Source organism: Bartonella sp. AP1QHHD, from assembly GCF_042196265.1.
In the GTDB taxonomy this organism is placed as follows: domain Bacteria; phylum Pseudomonadota; class Alphaproteobacteria; order Rhizobiales; family Rhizobiaceae; genus Bartonella.
In genome coordinates this window covers 53,231-73,247 of record NZ_JBHIPW010000006.1, presented here as the reverse complement: position 1 = coordinate 73,247, position 20,017 = coordinate 53,231, and the positions used below count along the sequence as shown (strand labels likewise).

Sequence of the window (20,017 nt, the reverse complement as noted above, 5' to 3'; positions counted from 1 at the left end):
CATGAAAAATAACAAATAACCATTATAAATCAATGCATTAAATATTGAAACAGCAATTTTTTTATGATTATGCTAACAAATTGATCGAAATAATATTAATTATATTTAATATTTACAAAAACTGTTTTAACCCTAAGGGAGATGATCAGAGGAAACTTTTAAAAGCATCTCATTGGCTTGAGGTATTGTTTGGCGTTCAATCATGCGGTGCACTCTTATACCGTTAGGAGCACAATTTAAATGACGCAGACGCTTATTGACTTCTGCATCTGCTTTTGTACGACGATGATTATGGCGTAGATAATCTACCCATGTTGGCATATGATAAGCCTCTGTCCAATATTCAGGTCTTTCAAGATCTCGTAAAAGGACCCACTGACGCGCACCATCACGTAATCGAATATGGCGTCGACGCGTCATCACTTTGAGAAACTCTTCAAGATCATTTTCATGAATTTTATAATCGATCATTATCATGATCGGGCCACTTCTTGCTTTGAGGTCAAGTAATAATTCCGGCTCTCTAAAATGATCAAGAGGATTTAAATCTATCTGAGGAATTTCTTGAATTCTAAATTTTACCCCCGCAAGAGCACCAAAAATCAAGAATAGAGAACAAACGCTCAAAGCAATTGTTGGAGAATAACCATCAGCCAAAACTCCCCAGACTGCACTTCCAATAGCCATCCCCCCATAAGATGCCGTTTGATAAAGTGCTAAAGAACGTGCAACAACCCAGCGTGGTGTAGAGAGTTGTACAGATGTATTAAACAATGATAATGCCAAAACCCAACATAACCCTGCAGGAAATAAAGCAATATGGCTTATAATCAGTGAACGGCTTATTCCCAATAAAAAGCAAGAAAAGGCAAAACCAATAAATGCACTTGCAATAATTGTTTCTGAACGAAAATGATGCCGTACAACTGCATTAATAATACCTGCTGTCATGGCTCCTAACCCAAAACAACCGAGCAATGTACCATAAAGAAGGGCACTTCCTCCAAGAACTTTATGCGCAACAATTGGCAAAAGTGCTAAAATAGAAATTGCTCCTATACCAAAAAGGAACGCTCGAACCATAATACTCAGGAGATTAGGTGACATCGCAACATAACGCAAACCATCTGAGACAGCTCCTAACAGCCTTTCTCGTGGCAATGAGTTGTTTTCATAATTCGACTTCCAGAAAAACAACGCACCAATAAGAGGAATATAGCTTATAGCATTAAACAAAAAAGCAGCAGATGCCCCCAAAGTTGCAATGATGGCACCACCAATAGCAGGACCAACACTCCGCATCAAATTAAAGCCGACACTATTCAAACTAACAGCAGCAGGAATATTTTCCCTGCTCACAATATCTCCTATCGTTGCTTGCCAAGAAGGATTATAAAAAGCTGTACCACATCCAATCAAAAACGTAAAACATAACAAAAGCCAAGGTGTTAGAAATCCCATATAGGCTAAAACAGATAAACTCATGGATATGACCATCATCATAATCTGCGCACACAACATAATTTGACGCCGATTAAAATTATCCGCTAATGCCCCTGCCATCAAAGAAAACATAACAAGTGGTAATGTTGTGGCACTTTGAACAAGCCCAACCATGGAATGCGAAGAACTAATCAACGCCATTAACCACCCTGCTCCAACAGCCTGTATCAGCCCCCCTAAATTAGAAATAAGAGTAGATGACCATAGATTTCGAAATACCGAATTACGAAAAAGTTTTAATGTTGAAATGCTCTGCATCTTTTTCCTCCAAATCGGTATTTATCATCTTTGTTATCACACACACGCTCATAATCTTTGTATCAAAAGGATGCATAATTCTTTAAAAAACTTCTCATAAAACTCTATTTAAATCAATATTTCAAAACAAAAGCTTTTATTTAAAGAAAGACTTCAAAATGCTGTAAAGGACTAGTATTTTAACCTTCTTTCCTATATAAGGACGAAAATAGGTAAGAGTCTTTGACTCTTCTTGTTTCCTCACAGACCCTTGCTGAACGACATCTCGGCTATGGGTGACTTTATGTTTCTTCGTTTTTGGAAAGGATAATACGATGTCGATTACAGCTGAACGTAAACAAGCTCTTGTCGCAGAATACGCAAATAAAGTTGGTGATACAGGATCACCAGAAGTACAGATTGCTGTACTTTCTGAACGTATTTCTAATTTAACAAACCACTTTAAATCTCACAAAAAGGATAATCATTCTCGTCGTGGTCTTTTGAAGATGGTGTCTCAACGTCGGCGTCTTCTTGATTATCTTAAAGGAGTTGACCAAAATCGTTATCAGACACTTATCAAAAAGTTAGGTTTGCGTCGCTAAAAGAAAAATGGTGGTGGTGTTTAAAAAAAACCACCCATTTTTTCAACGTGTTGCTTTTAATTAAAAAATTTAAAAACTGACAAGTTATTATGGGATAGGACTGCTCATCATTTCGCATTTAAGGCAGTTTACTTCTCTATTCTCGTAACAAAGATAAAAAGTATGTTGTCCACCCCAGAGCTTGGAAATATGCTACGCAAAACCAGAATGTGAGCAATCAAAGATTTAAACACTGGTCATTAAGGATAAAAAATGTTCAAAACGCACAAGATAGAAATTGAATGGGCTGGGCGTCCTCTCACCCTTGAAACAGGGAAAATAGCACGTCAAGCTGATGGTGCAGTGATTGCTACCTATGGAGAAACTATTGTCTTAGCAACCGTTGTATCAGCCAAAAGTCCAAAACCAGACCAGGACTTTTTTCCACTCACCGTTAATTATCAAGAAAAATCCTATGCTGTTGGTCGAATACCTGGGGGCTATTTAAAACGTGAAAGTCGACCAAGTGAAAATGAAACTTTGGTTTCACGTTTGATTGATCGCCCAATTCGTCCCCTTTTCGTTGAGGGATATAAAAATGATACGCAAGTGATTGTTTCCGTTATACAGCATGATCTCGAAAATAATCCCGATATCCTTGCGATGATTGCATCTTCTGCTGCATTGACCCTGTCAGGTGTTCCTTTCATGGGTCCTATAGCTGGTGCCCGCGTTGGCTATTGTAATGGACAATATGTTCTCAATCCTCATATTGATGAAATGCCTGAATCAAAACTTGATCTTGTTGTTGCTGGAACAGAAAGTGCTGTTTTGATGGTTGAATCAGAAGCACAAGAATTACCGGAAGATATCATGTTGGGTGCCGTGATGTTTGGTCACAAAGGCCTTCAACCTGTCCTTGATGCCATTATAAAGCTTGCTGAAGTTGCTGCAAAAGATCCTCGTGATTTTGTTCCTGAAGATCTTTCTGAACTTGAAAAAACAATGCAGAAAATGGCAGAACAGTATATACGAAAGGCTTACACAATTACTGATAAGCAAGAACGTTATGCTGCAATTGATGCACTAAAGACAAAAATCCTCAGTAAATTTATGCCAGAAACAGAAGAAGACTGTAAGTTTAGTGCAGATCAAATTGCAACCGTATTTAAACAGTTGCAAGCAAAAATTGTTCGCGGGAATATTCTTGATACCCAAAAGCGGATTGATGGACGCAATCTTTCTACCGTGCGCCCTATCCAATCAGAAGTAAGTATTTTACCCCGCACACATGGATCAGCACTCTTTACCCGCGGAGAAACACAAGCTATTGTCGTTGCAACACTAGGAACTGGTGAAGATGAACAATATGTTGATTCCTTAACGGGAATGTATAAGGAAACATTCCTTCTCCATTACAATTTCCCACCATTTTCAGTGGGTGAAACGGGACGCCTTGGTTCTCCTGGTCGTCGTGAAATTGGACATGGCAAATTGGCATGGCGAGCAATTCACCCCATGTTGCCAACGAAAGAATCTTTTCCTTATACTATTCGTGCTGTCTCAGAAATCACTGAATCCAATGGATCTTCTTCTATGGCAACGGTTTGTGGGACCTCACTTGCTCTCATGGATGCCGGCGTTCCTCTAGCACGCCCTGTTGCTGGTATTGCCATGGGCTTGATTAAAGAAGGAGAACGCTTTGCTGTTCTGTCTGATATTTTAGGGGATGAAGATCATCTTGGAGATATGGATTTCAAAGTCGCAGGAACAGAAAATGGTATTACTGCCTTGCAAATGGATATCAAAATTGATGGTATTACCGAAGAAATTATGAAAATCGCGCTTGAACAAGCCAAAGGTGGACGAATCCATATCCTCAATGAGATGGCGAAAGCTTTAACCAGTGCACGTGCTGAGCTGAGTGAATTTTCTCCACGAATCGAAGTTATGAATATTTCTGTCGATAAAATCCGTGATGTTATCGGCTCTGGTGGTAAAGTTATTCGGGAAATCGTGGAACAAACTGGAGCAAAAATTAATATTGAAGATGATGGTACCATTAAAATTGCTTCTGCTGATGCTAAAACCATTGAAGCAGCAAAACGCTGGATCCATTCTATTGTCGATGAGCCTGAAGTTGGTGCTGTCTACCAAGGAACAGTTGTAAAAACTGCAGAATTTGGTGCATTTATAAACTTCTTTGGTTCTCGTGATGGACTCGTTCATATCTCTCAGCTTGCATCAGAACGCGTCACCAAAACAACCGATATTGTGAAGGAAGGTGACAAAGTTTGGGTTAAATTAATGGGCTTTGATGAGCGTGGAAAAGTTCGGTTATCAATGAAGGTTGTTGATCAAAAAACCGGAAAGGAAATCACCGGTGATAAAGCGATGAATGAAGAAAAGTGCGTGGATGAAAAAAAACAACCTGAAAATAAGCGCCGCCGTAAGAAAAAAGAAGAGTAAGTTTTTCCTCTTATCGTATCATGAAATGCCATCCCAACATTGGAGTGGCATTTTTCTTTGAAAGAGTCATATGTGTTATTATTTTTGCCTTTTGAAAATCATGAACTCCCATATCCTGATCCAAACCAATGTTGGTTAAGTTTCGGTTTAACAGAAATCCCAGCTCCAGAATGGGCACAGAATTTAAAAGTTATTACGCCTTGGCGACCAGATTTTTTAAAATTTGTCGATACTCAATTTCACTGCTCTCCCCAAATAGATAAAACCTTCAGCTATGATGGTGCATTTTTACATTTGAGCAAATATCGTGGTTTTAACCAAAATTGTTTTCTTGATTTATTAGAATGCGTTAAACCCAATGGATGGATTGTAATCAGTGGGAATAAAACTGCTGGTGCTGCTTCAATGATGAAGTGGGTCAAAACAATTGTTCCCATCACCAACAAATTGTCTAAAAATCATGGTCTTGTATTTTGGTTGCAAGTTCCTCAACAAATTGAGAGACATAACATTGCACAATTGCGCTCACCACCGCTCACTTTTGGTAAATTTCAAACCACTTCTGGTATGTTCTCACACGGACGTATTGATCCGGGATCCGCTGCACTTGCTTCTTATATGCCCAAAGTTATTTCTGGAAAAACAGCTGATTTTGGTGCTGGATGGGGCTATCTTTCTCACGTTGCACTTGAACGAAGTGAAAAACTCACCGCTCTAGACCTTTATGAAGCAGACTACAACGCTTTGAGAGCAGCAAAAAGGCACCTTAAATCCATAACTGCTCCTTTTCCAATTCATTTTTATTGGCATGACCTTGTGCATGAACCTATCACAAATCTATATGACACAATCATTTCAAATCCACCGTTTCACACACAACAAACGACAGATGTTTCATTAGGAAAAAATTTTATTATAAATGCTGCAAAGTGCCTAAAACCAGGCGGCAGCCTGCTTTTTGTTGCAAACCGCCACCTGCCTTATGAAACATTATTAAAAAATATTTTCCGCACAGTGTTGATACATGAACAAGCCCATGGTTTCAAAATTATCGAAGCGCGCAGATAAACAAAACAAGCAATAACTTTCAAAGAATAAAACGGGAAAGATCGATATCAGCAGCAAGCTCACCAATAGATTTTCTCACGTAAGCAGCATCAATTTTAAACGATGTTCCAGCTTTATCGGGCGCCGTAAAAGAAATCTCATCCAAAACGCGCTCCATCACGGTTTGCAAACGACGTGCCCCTATATTTTCAATCCTTGCATTTAAATCTACAGCAATATCTGCCAAAGCATCAATTGCATCATCGGTAATTTCCAAATGAACCTCTTCTGTTGCCATAAGAGCAATATATTGTTTAATCAAACTAGCTTCTGGTTCCGTTAGAATGCGCCGTAAATCTTCCCTTGTTAAAGGGTTGAGCTCCACACGGATGGGCAAACGTCCTTGAAGTTCCGGTAATAAATCAGATGGCTTGGAAACATGAAATGCACCTGAGGCAATAAAAAGAATATGATCTGTTTTGATTTGCCCATATTTTGTACTAACCGTTGTTCCTTCAACCAAAGGCAAAAGATCCCGTTGAACGCCCTCACGCGAAACGGCAGCACTGGCTCCACCATCCCTAGTTGCAATTTTATCAATCTCGTCAATAAAAACAATACCGTCATTTTCAGCAACACGAAGCGCTTCTTGAATAATTTGATCCTGATCAAGGAGTTTTTCAGATTCATCATCAATAAGCGGCTTAAAAGCATCCCTTACTGTCGTCTTACGAACTTTTGTACGACTGCCCATTTTACCCAAAATATCTGATAAATTCATAATACCCATTTGTGCCCCAGGCATACCAGGAATATCAAAGGTTGAAGCACTATTGCTATTATTATCGGCGACTTCAATTTCAATCTCTTTCTCATCCAATTCACCTTCACGCAATTTTTTGCGAAAACTATCACGGGTAGCGGGACTGGCTGTTTTACCAACAAGGGCATCTAAAACGCGCTCTTCAGCATTCACGTGAGCCTTTTCTTTTATTTCATCCCGTTTCTTTTCACGCACAAGAGAAATGGCAATTTCAACAAGATCTCGAATAATTTGCTCAACATCACGTCCCACATAACCAACTTCAGTAAATTTAGTCGCTTCTACTTTAACGAAAGGTGCTCCAGAAAGTTTTGCTAATCGACGTGCAATACCAGTTTTACCAACTCCTGTTGGCCCTATCATTAAAATATTTTTTGGCATAACTTCTTCACGCATCGGCTCATCAAGCTGTTGCCTACGCCACCGATTGCGTAGTGCAATAGCTACAGAGCGTTTGGCATCATTTTGGCCAATAATAAAACGATCAAGTTCAGAAACAGTTTCACGAGGGGAAAATACAACACACATTTAAATAGCTTTCTCTAAAGAAGATAATTCTGCATCCAATGTTTCAATCGTAAAATGATCATTGGTGTAAACACAAATTTTAGCGGCAATAGCCATAGCTTTACGAGCAATAGTTTCTGCATCCAAATCCAAATCCATGAGTGCACGCGCTGCTGAAAGAGCAAAATTTCCTCCAGAGCCAATTGCCATAACCCCATCTTCTGGTTCTAAGACATCACCAAGCCCTGTTAGAGCCAAAGTTACTTTCTTATCAGCCACGAGCATCATTGCTTCGAGACGACGCAAATAGCGATCTGTTCTCCAATCTTTTGCAAGTTCCACACAAGCACGCATAAGCTGATCAGGATATTGCTCAAGCTTTGTTTCCAATCTCTCCAGTAATGTAAAAGCATCTGCCGTAGCACCAGCAAAACCAGCAATAACCACTCCGTTCTTTCCAAGACGACGCACTTTACGTGCATTGCCTTTCATAATTGTCTGTCCAAGAGAGACCTGACCATCCCCGGCCATCACGACTTTTCCACTTTTTCGTACCGTAATAATTGTTGTACCATACATTATGTCTGGCTTATGTTCTGTCATAAGGAAACTCCTTAATATTAACTTTACTTTTTAATATTGATTTCTTTTCATACAATGTAAAACTCAATTACTATTGTCCTATTTAAGAACATATACAGCAAAACACAATGATTCAGCATAACTCAATTTGTTGAAAATGGAAAAATGATATCATTGTTGTCAATGTAAATTACTGCTAAATAGCTTTATATAAACAGTTTGTGCTTTTTAGAGGAAAATTATGAAAAAAATAGCCATAGGGACCTTAGGTGGAACAATTGCAATGACTGCTGATAGTTTTGGTCACATGCAACCGACTTTAACTTCAGATAACCTCATAAAAAGTGTTCCTGATTTAAATAACGTTGCTGATATTCATGCACAAACATTAATGCAAATACCAAGTGGATCTTTATCGTTTCAAATGCTTTTTGAAATAATTAAGTGGGCAAAACAACAAATAAACGCTGGTGCAGAAGGTATTGTTTTAACACAAGGGACTGATACTCTGGAAGAAACAGCTTTTTTTCTTTCTCTTTATTGGCAAGAAGCCGAACCACTCATCATAACCGGTGCTATGCGCATGCCTCATGAAGCAGGCGCCGATGGCCCCGCCAACATTTTAGCAGCCACTCGTGTCGCAGCAGCCACACAAAGTCGTAACAGGGGCGTTCTCGTTGTCATAAATGATGCAATTCATTCACCTTATTGGCTCTATAAAAGCCATACCATCAAAGTCGAAACATTTCAATCAGGTCTTGCAGGTGTTTTAGGAACTATTTTAGAGGGAAAACTTATTTATTTCAATGATCGAAAATTTTTCCCAAAAACGTTTGATCTTCCCCAAAACCATGATCATCAAATTGCACTCCTCTATTCCTCTTTATCATCTGATGCAAAATTAATGAAACTATGCCTTGAAAGTGGGTATTATGCTGGAGTTGTTATTGCTGGTTTTGGTGCAGGACACTGTAGTTTTCAAGAAGCAGACCTTGTACAACAATATGCACAAAAAATACCAATCATTATTGCTAGTCGTTGTTGTAATGGCTCAACAACTCGTATAACTTATGGCTATAAAGGCTCCGAAATCGATATGATTGCTTCTGGTGCTCTCATGTCTGGTTATTTATCAGCCGTAAAAGCGCGTCTACTTTTATGGACTTTTTTGGCGCAAGGGCACTCATTAGCACAAATCCGTGCAAACTGGAATGACTGGACTATAAGTTAATGAAAAATGATCTATTATCTTAAAAGAAGAGAGCATGCAAAACAAAATTTACTTGAAAATAAAGCCGCTCATCTGTCTGCTCTTAATCAATTGCTGCTGCAAAAAATTCTCGACCAATACAAATGATTGATACGACTATACAAAAAATTAATCAGAAAGATAATCTGGTCAAATCCGTTTCTGACCGATATTCACCCTATCGCGTTTTTACTGCACAAGAATGGTCAGAGTTTCGTGCAGACACACCTCTTACTTTGACTTTTGATGAAATTAAGCGTTTACGCTCTATTGATGATCCTATTGATCTTAAAGAAGTCCAACGCATTTATCTTTCTTTATCGCGTCTATTATCATGCCATGTTGAAGCAGTACAGGAACTTTTTCACAAACGTCAGCAGTTTCTCCATCAAGAAGAGAGTAGAAAAACGCCCTTTATTATTGGAATTGCTGGTTCTGTAGCTGTAGGAAAATCAACCACGGCTCGCATTCTTCAAGAACTGTTGAAAAGATGGACATCTAGCCTTAAAGTTGATCTGATAACGACGGATGGTTTTCTCTATCCTAACGCAATCTTACAGCAAAAAAATCGAATGAATCGCAAAGGATTTCCTGATTCCTATGACATTAAAAAGTTGCTGTGCTTTCTTTCGGCGATAAAAGCAGGTATCGGAAATGTCCGTGCCCCGCTTTACTCACATATGATCTATGATGTTCTAGAAAATCAGACTATTACCATTGATCGTCCTGATATTTTAATTGTTGAAGGTATTAATGTATTACAGGTCAGTGATCTTCCTAAAGATGGGAAAGCTATTCCTTTCGTATCAGATTTTTTTGATTTTTCAATCTATGTCGATGCCGAAACAGAAGTCATTCGTCACTGGTATTTAGAGCGCTTTAAACGTTTGCGTAAAACAGCTTTTCAAAATCCTGAATCCTATTTTCATCGTTATGCCCACCTCAATGAAAAAGAAGCTTCAAAAATCGCTGAGGATCTTTGGCAAACGATTAATTTAAAAAATTTACAGGAAAATATATTGCCAACACGACCACGGTCCAATCTCATTCTACGAAAGGGAAAAAATCATTTGGTCGAATATGTCGCACTTAGACGACTATAAGGATCTCATAACTATGCAGCACCACCACATTCATTTTACCTCAACGCGTATCGATAACAGTTGCCCTATCATCTTGGTAAACCAAAGAACTCTTGCCAACTTATCACTTGATGCGTCAACAACAGCATGGATAAAAGTTAATGACTTTACTGGTAAAGCAGGACAAATACTCTTTATTCCTCACGAAACGGGACATTTAAAAAAAGTTTTATTTGGAATTGGCAATGGTAACGATCCTTTTATCACAGGACTGCTTGCTCAAAAGCTTCCTGCTGGTCAATGGCATTTAGAAGGTACAACCTCTGATGAAATAAATACCTATCTTGGATTGGCATTTGGTAGCTATCAATTTAATCGCTATCGTCAAAATTCTTCTTTCAAATCATTATCTATCCATGTCAATGAGGCTATTGATCTTAATGAGCTCCAACGAATTTATGAAGCTGTCTTTTTCGTCCGTGATCTCATTAATATTCCAGCCAATGATATGAACCCTGATGCTCTCGAAAAAGAAGCTCGAAAACTAGGAAAAACCTACGGTGCTCATATCAAAAGTATTTGTGGAGACGATCTCTTAACCCATAACTTTCCGATGATTCATGCTGTAGGACGAGCAGGCAGCACTGCACCACGACTGATTGAGTTACTCTGGGGGCAAGAACATCATCCTAAAATAACGTTGGTGGGCAAAGGCGTAACTTTTGATACTGGAGGTCTCGATATTAAATCAGCCAATAACATGTTGCTTATGAAAAAAGATATGGGGGGTGGAGCAAACGTTTTGGGATTGGCTAAACTTATCATGGACGCAAAATTGCCTTTCCGTTTACGCGTTTTGATTCCAGCTGTAGAAAATGCAATTTCTGGGAATGCTTACCGACCAGGTGATATTCTCAAAAGTCGTAAAGGTTTAAGTGTTGAAGTAGGTAATACAGATGCTGAAGGGCGAATTGTCCTTGCCGATGCACTCGCCTATGGTGATGAAGAAAGTCCACAATTCATGCTTTGTATGGCTACTTTAACAGGGGCAGCGCGTATAGCATTAGGACCAGATCTTCCCGCATTTTATTGTAATGATTCAATATGGGCACAACAAATTTCTGAATCTGCTCACGCTGTCTTTGATCCTCTTTGGCAAATGCCCCTTTGGAAACCTTACCAAGAGATGTTATCATCACCAATTGCTGATCTTAACAATGTAACTGGAAATAGCTTTGCTGGTTCTATAACGGCTGCTTTATTTCTTAATTCTTTTGTTGAAAAAGCTGAACATTTTGCGCATTTTGACCTTTATGGATGGGTTCCAAAAGAAAAACCAGGATACCCTATTGGTGGATCAGCACAAACTATTCGTGCCCTTTATAATATTTTTAAAAATGAATTTTGACACAAATATCCACAAAAATGGACAATTTTGCAGCTTAAAGAATAATTGGTCTTACACTGTGTTCTTAGTTTTGTTTGAGGATAAAAACCTTACCAATACAGTTTTCATGAGTTTGTTTAAAGGTAAGGAGTAACAAAATGGACAGCAAAAAGATGATCTCTAAAGACCCAAGGCTTTATGCATTCAGAGATGATCTAGCAGATCAACGTCTTGAAACAGAAATTACAGCCCAGCGCTTTGTTCAAGGTGAAAAAAAACGTGTTAATACAGCGGTCGCTGGGCTTTTTAAAGAAAATAGTAAAAAAAGTGAAAGACAAACAGAATGCTTATTGGGAGAAGAACTTCTCATTTTTGAACAAGGGGAAACGATGTCGTGGGGGCAATCCCTTAAAGATGGTTATGTTGGTTATATTGATACAAAAGTTCTTTGTACATCAACCATAAAACAAACCCATGTGGTTTCAGTACCACGCACATTTAAATATTTACACGCTGACTTACGTGGACCAATAGTATCCCCATTATCTATGGGAAGCAAAGTCAGTGTTGTTGATGAAATTGAAGTCCGTGACACAATGTATTCTATTCTTGAAAATGGAACAGCAATCATTACGAGCCATCTCAGCCCCATTGGACGCGTATATGAAGATTATGTCACAGTTGCAGAAACCTTTATCCGTACACCTTATCTTTGGGGTGGTATCAGCGGTTTTGGAATTGATTGTTCGGGACTCATTCAGCTCTCTATGATGATGACTGATCAAATAGTTTTACGTGACACCGATATGCAGCAAAAAACTATAGGCAGTCCTCTTACAGATACTGATAAACTTCAACGAGGCGATTTAATTTTTTGGAAAGATCATGTTGCTATTATGGTTGATCATGAAAATATTATTCATGCAAATGGTTTTTCCATGGACGTTATGATCGAGCCATTAGAAGAGGCAATTACGCGTATAGCTAAAAAAAATCAATATCCCATCGCAAAACGTCGTCCAATGCAAGAAACTTAATACATGCCTCCTATAAAAAGTTAATTGAATGTTTTTATTATACAATAGATTGATTTATAAGGATAACTATCCATCATTCGCTCTGCATCAAGCATTCTAAATATCGTAAAATTCTCTTATTTCAAATCTGTTTTTATGTTGAATCAATCAAAATCGCTTGCTTGTTCATCACAAGCGAAATTGATGTATAAGTAAAAATGATTACGAAAAGAAAAAATATCCCTTCTGAATGCTCTCAAATGCCAAGAGCTATCATAACTAACATTGGAACCAGCTTACTCCTTCATAAGCGTAAAGATAGTGGCGCTCAATAGATTTTATCTTATAAGGCTTTACCATTATACCATTCACGAGTGCCAGCACAAAATGGGCTTTGGAATATTGCGAGATGTCTCTTTTAAACAACCCCGTAAATATGCAACACAATGGCGTTCTATATTACGTAAGGGATATGCCCCTCTTAATCAAAAGCAACATTTTTTGAAATTTTTCCTATTATCGATATCTTATGAAATAAATACTCCTAATATCTCTCGATGCATCCAAGACAATCTCTCAATAATAATCGCGAAAAGTATAAATCCATTATCTACCACCATTTTTATGCTTATGAAGCGCGCAAAGGCATCATTATACACTTTTTGCCAATTCTCAATGTTGCGATAACCCTTGGCTATTGAAGAGTGTTCTTTCAGCACGTATTTTATTTATTTCTGTCTTAAATAATTTTATCCACATGACCCGCCCCGCTTGGAACGTGCAAAAGAATGATTTTGATTAATTTAACATAAAACAGATTTGAAATGAAAAAATTTTTTATGACCCTGGACTTCCCCATTCAACATAAAAAAAATTATAAATTATTATTATAACTCAATATATTGATTTATATTTAAACAATATTTCCTTCTTATAACACATTAAAGAAGGTGATTTTTCAATACCTGAACCAATGGTTTATCAGCATCAGGCATAGGGTATTTATCAAGATCATTAATAAAAACCCATTCTAAATTTTGCCCTTCTCGTCCTTGCGCAACGCCCTCATAATGGTCACAAAGATACAATGGCATTAAGAGATGAAATGTTTTATAGCTATGACTTGCAAATGTTAAAGGGTGTAAATTATTTGCCTGAACATACACACCAAGCTCTTCTTCTAGTTCACGAATCAATGAAATTTCTGGAGTTTCACCTTGCTCAACCTTTCCACCAGGAAACTCCCATAAACCAGCCAGCGATTTTCCTTCAGGACGCTTGGTAAGCAAAACACGATTATTTTGATCTAACAGTGCACATGCAACAACAAGAAGAATGGAACTTTTCATACACATATCACTCCCCAATAGGGAACATAAAGATAACTGACTTTTCTATCATATCCCCTCTGCTCCTAAAAGAGCTCACATACCCCATTTGCTCTGAAAAATAATAAACTGTTAAATATAAAGTGCATCCATTAACTTCTGTAATCACTATTGATCATAACGTACTCTTTTGTTAAATCGCAAGACCAAACCGTCGCCGTGCTCTTACCCAAACCGATATCAACACGAATTGTGATGTGCTTACCTTGCATATAAGTACCTATTGTCTCTTCACAATACTCAGGATCTCGTACGCCATTCACGGCCACACGATGCTCACCAAACCAAATCGTCAATAGATCACGATCGACTTCAACACCGGCCTTCCCAACTGCCATAACGACCCGCCCCCAATTCGCATCTTCACCAGCAATAGCCGTTTTTACGAGCGGTGAATTTGCAATTGATAAAGCAATAGTTTTAGCTGCATTGTTTGTTGTAGCACCCATCACATTAACCTCAATTAAATGACGAGCACCTTCGCCATCACAAACAACTTGTAGTGCAAGTTCATGCAAAAGTGCACTCAATTGTTTCACAAAAACTCCATAACGCTGATCAGATTTACTTGTAAGACATGGGAAATGTTCTTTTCCTGTCGCAAACAACATAAGCGTATCTGAAGTTGAAGTATCGCTATCAACAGTAATTGAATTGAAAGAACCCTCAACTGCCTCTGATAACATGGATTGGAGTACATCCGAAGAAATAGTAGCGTCACTAACCACAAATGACAGCATTGTCGCCATATCGGGTGCAATCATACCAGCACCTTTTGCAATTCCATGAATGGTAACACGCTCTCCCCCACAGTCAAAAGTGCGCGTCGCAAGTTTTGGAAATGTGTCCGTTGTCATTATGGCTTTTGCAGCTTCCAACCAATTTCCCTCTTCTGCTGTCTCTGCCATACTTGGTAAAAGATTGACAATACCCGATGCATCCATTGGCTCACCAATAACCCCCGTAGAAGCTATAAAAATTTCATCTCCTCTAACCTTTAAAGCGTTTGCTGCTGCACAGATGATTTCATTGGTTGTGTGCTTTCCTTTTCTTCCTGTAAAAGCATTTGCATTTCCAGAATTCACAACAACACCCCTCGCAACCCCATGAGGAAGCGATGCACGACAATGCTCTACAGGAGCAGACGGACATTTTGAACGGGTAAAAACACCGGCCACACTCACTGGCTTATCGAATATGATGAAAAGAAGATCTGTACGATCTTTATATTTAATCCCAGCTTCAGCTGTTGCTATCCGTACCCCAGATAAGGAAGAAAGCTCCTGAATCTTTTGAGGCGACAAAGGAGAAATTTTCAAAACCACAATATGCTCTCTGTAAAAATAAATGAAATGATTGCAGATCAATAACCCCTCATAGAAAACTGCTAGGCTTTTTGAACAAAACTAACTTAGCAAATTATCTATTAAAGAGGCTATCCACTTATTTTTCCTAGCTATTCTGTATCTTCTTCATCTGATGTCTCATCGGGAAGTAGCGTCCCATTTTGATGAAGCGATTCCATGATTTTTTTAACATTAGGATCAGGGTATTTCACATCCATCTTGCTACGCAAATCAACAATCAGTTCTTGATAGCGCTTTTTTATCAGCTGTGTCCGCAACATCTCTTTAACATCATCAAATGCAGGAGGTTGTTTCAAACGACGATCTTCTAATTTAATAATATGCCAACCAAAAGGACTTTCAACGGGTTGTTTAGTGTATTCGCCAACTTTCAAACCAAATGCAGCATCTTCAAAAGGCTTGACCATTTGACCATGGCTAAAATAACCAAGATCACCCCCAACGGCAGCAGAACCATCTGTTGAACTTTTCTTTGCAATCTCTTCAAAATTTTCGCCTTTATTTAAATGCTTAATGATAGCTTCTGCTTCTTTTCTCGTTTTGACCAAAATATGACGCGCTTTAACCTCATCCTCTTTAGGTAAAGCAGCAACTTCTTGCTTATAAAGAGCTTCCAAATCAGTATCCGATATTTTGTCAACAATCGCCTGTTTAAAATAAAGCTGTTGAAGAACATTGTCACGCATGACTGCCATACGTTTATCGTAAGCTTCTGTCTTATCAAGACCTTTGCTTCTTGCTGCTTTTGCAAGTGCCTGCATATCTAAATAAGCTTTTAGAACCATCATACGACGTTGTTCATCAGGAAAACGTGCTAAATTAGGATTTATTTCAAGTGCTAAATCATCCAATTGGCCTGCTGTAATATTTTTCCCATCAATAACCGCCATAACATGAGAAGGAGAAACGGCTTTTTCAGAAGCTTTCTCCAAAGTCTTTAAATCATTCGACGATGAATTCAAACCTTCTTGGGCTCTCACCCCTAAACTTGTACTTGCCAATAAAGTTGATGCTAAAAAAAGCGTGATAAAGTTAAATTTCATAAATATACTCCTTAAAAATGAAGGCAGGTTCAAGATTCCAATTTTCTTTAACATAACACTTTAATCTTTAAACATAGAGAAATAAATTAGTAATTTATTTTAAAAAAGTATAAAATTATCCTTTTATCTCAGTTTCTCCAATCCTATCTAATGCAGATGAAAAGCATGATAATAGAGAAAAATGACATATTGTATCTTAAATTACTTTGTATTGTATCAGTTAAATAGCATACTTAAAGTTGACATAAAGCGCTTAGCCTCTTATCTCTACTTTACAATTAGAGTGAAAAATTGCACACCAGCAAGTATAATGGTACCATCTGCATTTCATGATGTCTCCAATGATATCAGACAACCTGAAGGAAATGTAGAGTATGGGGAGAGCATATGAATTACCCAACAAGAGTGACAACAATTAAAAGAAAGGGCCAGAGATGGTCAGTTTAGGTGTTTTTGCCCGTAAGTTTTTTGGTTCAGCTCATGAGCGACATCTCAAAGCACTCCGCCAAAAAGTTGCACAAATTAATGCTTTGGAAGAACAATTCGTAAAATTAAGTGATGAGCAGCTTTGCCAAAAAACAGATGCCTTTCGTAAACGTCTTAGTGAAGGTGAAAGTGTTGATTTGCTCTTACCAGAAGCTTTCGCGACTGTTCGTGAAGCCGCAAAACGTGTTTATGACATGCGTCCTTTTGACGTGCAACTTATTGGTGGAATGGTCCTTCACGACTGTGGCATAGCTGAAATGCGTACTGGTGAAGGTAAAACATTAATGGCAACTCTACCAATTTATCTCAATGCATTGGAAGGTAAAGGCGTTCATGTTGTGACAGTAAACGATTATCTCGCCAGTCGTGATGCTGAAACAATGGGGAAAATTTTTAGTTTTCTAGGGCTTACAACAGGCGTGATTCTTCATGATCTTGATAGTGATGCCCGCCGAGAGGCCTATGCATGCGACATTACCTATGCCACAAATAATGAACTAGGTTTTGATTATTTGCGTGATAATATGGCCTTCGATCATAGTCAAATGGTCCAACGTGGACATCATTACGCAATTGTTGATGAAGTTGATTCGATTCTTATTGATGAAGCCCGTACCCCCCTTATTATTTCTGGTCCTCTAGAAGATCGTACTGACTTCTATAACCTTATTGATACATTTATTCCTGCCTTAACTCCAGAAGACTATGAAATAGACGAAAAACAAAAAACAACGACCTTTACCGAAGTTGGTACTGAAAAAATTGAAAAAATGCTCGAACAAGCTGGGCATCTTAAAGGTGAGAGTCTTTATGACATAGAAAATGTCGCTATCGTTCATCATGTCAATAATGCTCTAAAAGCTCATAAACTGTTTGCTCGTGATAAAGATTACATTGTTCGCAATGATGAAATCGTTATTATTGACGAATTTACAGGGCGAATGATGCCTGGGCGGCGTTATTCTGAAGGACTTCATCAAGCGTTAGAAGCTAAAGAGCATGTTGCTATTCAACCAGAAAACCAGACACTTGCTTCCATCACTTTCCAAAATTACTTCCGTATGTATAGAAAATTATCTGGCATGACTGGAACTGCAACAACAGAAGCCGAAGAATTCAGAAATATTTATGGTCTTGACGTTGTCGAAGTCCCTACCAATTTGCCAATACAACGTATTGATGAAGATGATGAGATTTATCGAACAGCAGAAGAGAAATATCGGGCAATTGTGCGTGATATCCGTCAAGCACACGAAAAAGAACAGCCTATTCTTGTTGGAACAACCTCTATTGAAAAATCAGAACAATTGGCAGAGCGTTTGCGAAAAGAAGGCATTACCGATTTTAGAGTCTTAAATGCTCGCTATCACGAACAAGAAGCATATATCATTGCGCAAGCAGGAGTTCCTAGAGCTCTCACCATTGCAACCAACATGGCAGGACGCGGTACGGATATACAGCTTGGTGGTAATGTTGAAATGCGCATCCGACAAGAGTTACAGGATATCCCCGAAGGTCCAGAGCGGACAGCTAAAATTGAAGAAATAAAAAAAGATGTTCAGAAGCTTAAAGAAAAAGCTTTAGCGGCTGGAGGGCTTTACGTTATCGCTACTGAACGTCATGAAAGCCGTCGTATTGATAACCAGCTTCGTGGACGTTCTGGTCGCCAAGGCGATCCTGGTCGCTCAAAATTCTTTCTCTCTCTTCAAGATGATCTTATGCGTATCTTTGGCTCTAACCGTATGGATAGTATGCTGCAAAAACTTGGATTGAAAGAAAATGAAGCTATTATCCATCCATGGATTAATAAAGCCCTTGAAAAAGCGCAAAAAAAGGTCGAAGCACGAAACTTTGAAATTCGTAAAAATCTGCTAAAATATGATGATGTCATGAATGATCAACGCAAGGTTATTTTTGAACAGCGTATGGAGGTTATGAACGCAGATGATTTATCAGAAATGATCCTTGAAATGCGCAATGAAGTCGTAGAGGATCTCGTAGAGGCTTATATTCCATCAGGGACATATTCTGAAAAATGGGATGCAAAAACTCTCGAAGAAGAGCTTCAACAACTCTTTAATCTTGAGCTTCCAGTGGAAGAATGGGCAAAAGAAGATGGAATTGCCGAGGAGCAAATTCTAGAGCGTGTATCAGATGCTGTTACAAAACTTGAAAATGAGCGTACTGAACGATATTCTCCAGAAGTTATGGCTTATTTTCACAAAGCAGTATTGCTCGAAACTATTGACACGTTATGGCGTGAACATCTGGTGAGTTTAGACCATTTGCGTTCTGTTGTTGGGTTTCGTGGTTATGCGCAGCGGGATCCGCTCAATGAATATAAGACAGAATCATTTGAACTCTTTCAAAGTATGTTGAAAAATTTGCGCCGAATTGTCACTTCTAAGCTTATGCGCTTTGAAATCATTCAACACCCCACAGAACCGACCATGCCTGAGCAAACTGATGCTGCTTCTTCTGTCTTTAATGATCAAAGTCAAGAAAATGCTCCCACCTTATGGGCACGATCACAAGAAAATAGATTTGTTAATCCACAAGATCGTGACCCTAACGATATAACCACATGGGGAAAAGTTGGACGTAATGAGCGTTGTCCTTGCGGTTCAGAAAAAAAATACAAACACTGTCATGGAGCCTTTGTTTGAAAAGCAAATTATGCAAATGAATAAAAAGCGAAATTATGAGCAAGAATTGCGCACAGCTGGTTTAAGAGTAACACGTCAACGACGAGTTATTCTTGATATTTTGACTGATACAAATGATCATCCTAATGCATTTGAAATTTTTCAGCGTGCAAACAAAATAGATTCGAATATTTCACTCTCAACTGTTTATCGAACCATGAAAATATTAGAAGGAAATGGAACAATTCATCGCCATAGCTTTAGTGGTGGTCCATCTCGTTTTGAGCAAGCAGATGGGCAACATCATGATCATCTCATTGATATAGAAACAGGACAAGTTATCGAGTTTCATTCTGATGTTATTGAAAAGCTGCAAGAGGAAATTGCAAAATCCCTTGGCTATGATATTATTCATCACCGCCTTGAACTTTACGGAAAAAAAAACTCTTAAAAAAGTAATCATATATCATTAGATAAAATACCTCAGGCAAATCAAATTTTATAAAAATTTACCTTTAAAATATAATAGTTTTCATTGGCAAAAAAAAAGAATTGCTTTATTACTCCTCTTTGTATGATGCTATACGGTAATTCATTGCCAA

General features: G+C 38.3%; 15 protein-coding genes. 9 read left to right on the top strand and 6 right to left on the bottom strand.

The window, feature by feature from the left end; genetic code table 11:
- Window positions 1–132: 132 nt before the first annotated feature.
- A complete protein-coding gene (locus ACFIME_RS00940; RefSeq protein ID WP_375661914.1) occupies window positions 133–1,761 on the bottom strand; it encodes an MFS transporter in 1,629 nt (542 codons plus the stop codon).
- Between the two features lie 314 nt (window positions 1,762–2,075).
- On the opposite strand from ACFIME_RS00940, the gene rpsO reads away from it, so the two are divergent.
- From rpsO to ACFIME_RS00925, 3 genes are all read left to right on the top strand, one after another.
- Entirely contained in the window at window positions 2,076–2,345 is a 270-nt protein-coding gene (rpsO, locus tag ACFIME_RS00935) for a 30S ribosomal protein S15 (protein ID WP_005774142.1), read from the top strand.
- 252 nt (window positions 2,346–2,597) lie between these two features.
- Window positions 2,598–4,793, top strand: a complete 2,196-nt coding sequence (gene pnp / locus ACFIME_RS00930) for a polyribonucleotide nucleotidyltransferase (protein WP_375661915.1) — start codon at window positions 2,598–2,600, stop codon at window positions 4,791–4,793.
- A 72-nt stretch (window positions 4,794–4,865) separates the two neighbouring features.
- Entirely contained in the window at window positions 4,866–5,861 is a 996-nt protein-coding gene (locus ACFIME_RS00925; RefSeq protein ID WP_375661916.1) for a class I SAM-dependent methyltransferase, read from the top strand.
- A gap of 19 nt (window positions 5,862–5,880) precedes the next feature.
- Here the strand turns inward: ACFIME_RS00925 and hslU are convergent, their stop codons facing one another.
- Together hslU and hslV are read right to left on the bottom strand one after the other, a co-directional pair.
- On the bottom strand, window positions 5,881–7,191 hold the full coding sequence (gene hslU / locus ACFIME_RS00920) for an ATP-dependent protease ATPase subunit HslU (protein WP_375661917.1): 1,311 nt from the start codon (window positions 7,189–7,191) through the stop codon (window positions 5,881–5,883).
- Window positions 7,192–7,773 (bottom strand): ATP-dependent protease subunit HslV, encoded by a 582-nt coding sequence (gene hslV, locus ACFIME_RS00915; RefSeq protein ID WP_375661918.1) that lies wholly within the window; start codon window positions 7,771–7,773, stop codon window positions 7,192–7,194.
- Window positions 7,774–7,993: 220 nt separating this feature from the next.
- Between hslV and ACFIME_RS00910 the strand changes: the two genes are divergently transcribed.
- The 4 genes from ACFIME_RS00910 to ACFIME_RS00895 all read left to right on the top strand — a co-directional run bounded on the left by ACFIME_RS00910 (window position 7,994) and on the right by ACFIME_RS00895 (window position 12,507).
- Window positions 7,994–8,983 (top strand): asparaginase, encoded by a 990-nt coding sequence (locus ACFIME_RS00910; RefSeq protein WP_375661919.1) that lies wholly within the window; start codon window positions 7,994–7,996, stop codon window positions 8,981–8,983.
- Window positions 8,984–9,105: 122 nt separating this feature from the next.
- The gene (coaA, locus tag ACFIME_RS00905; RefSeq protein ID WP_375613301.1) at window positions 9,106–10,104 is read left to right on the top strand and encodes a type I pantothenate kinase; all 999 of its coding nucleotides are present in this window, start codon (window positions 9,106–9,108) and stop codon (window positions 10,102–10,104) included.
- Window positions 10,105–10,117: 13 nt separating this feature from the next.
- Window positions 10,118–11,491 (top strand): M17 family metallopeptidase, encoded by a 1,374-nt coding sequence (locus ACFIME_RS00900; protein WP_375661920.1) that lies wholly within the window; start codon window positions 10,118–10,120, stop codon window positions 11,489–11,491.
- Window positions 11,492–11,643: 152 nt separating this feature from the next.
- Window positions 11,644–12,507: an NlpC/P60 family protein gene (locus tag ACFIME_RS00895; protein WP_375661950.1), complete on the top strand. Its 864-nt coding sequence runs from the start codon at window positions 11,644–11,646 to the stop codon at window positions 12,505–12,507.
- Window positions 12,508–13,427: 920 nt separating this feature from the next.
- Here the strand turns inward: ACFIME_RS00895 and mutT are convergent.
- The 3 genes from mutT to ACFIME_RS00880 form a co-directional block, all read right to left on the bottom strand.
- Window positions 13,428–13,841 carry an 8-oxo-dGTP diphosphatase MutT gene (mutT, locus tag ACFIME_RS00890; RefSeq protein WP_375661921.1) on the bottom strand — a complete coding sequence of 138 codons (414 nt, stop codon included), beginning with the start codon at window positions 13,839–13,841 and terminating at the stop codon, window positions 13,428–13,430.
- A gap of 125 nt (window positions 13,842–13,966) precedes the next feature.
- Window positions 13,967–15,199 carry a bifunctional glutamate N-acetyltransferase/amino-acid acetyltransferase ArgJ gene (gene argJ / locus ACFIME_RS00885; RefSeq protein ID WP_375661922.1) on the bottom strand — a complete coding sequence of 411 codons (1,233 nt, stop codon included), beginning with the start codon at window positions 15,197–15,199 and terminating at the stop codon, window positions 13,967–13,969.
- Window positions 15,200–15,330: 131 nt separating this feature from the next.
- A complete protein-coding gene (locus ACFIME_RS00880) occupies window positions 15,331–16,284 on the bottom strand; it encodes a peptidylprolyl isomerase (protein ID WP_375684358.1) in 954 nt (317 codons plus the stop codon).
- A 434-nt stretch (window positions 16,285–16,718) separates the two neighbouring features.
- On the opposite strand from ACFIME_RS00880, the gene secA reads away from it, so the two are divergent.
- Complete coding sequence (gene secA / locus ACFIME_RS00875) at window positions 16,719–19,436, top strand: preprotein translocase subunit SecA (RefSeq protein ID WP_375661924.1); 2,718 nt, start codon at window positions 16,719–16,721, stop codon at window positions 19,434–19,436.
- Window positions 19,375–19,866 carry a Fur family transcriptional regulator gene (locus tag ACFIME_RS00870; RefSeq protein WP_375618055.1) on the top strand — a complete coding sequence of 164 codons (492 nt, stop codon included), beginning with the start codon at window positions 19,375–19,377 and terminating at the stop codon, window positions 19,864–19,866. The genes secA and ACFIME_RS00870 overlap by 62 nt, the downstream gene beginning before the upstream one ends.
- The last annotated feature ends 151 nt before the right edge of the window (window positions 19,867–20,017 follow it).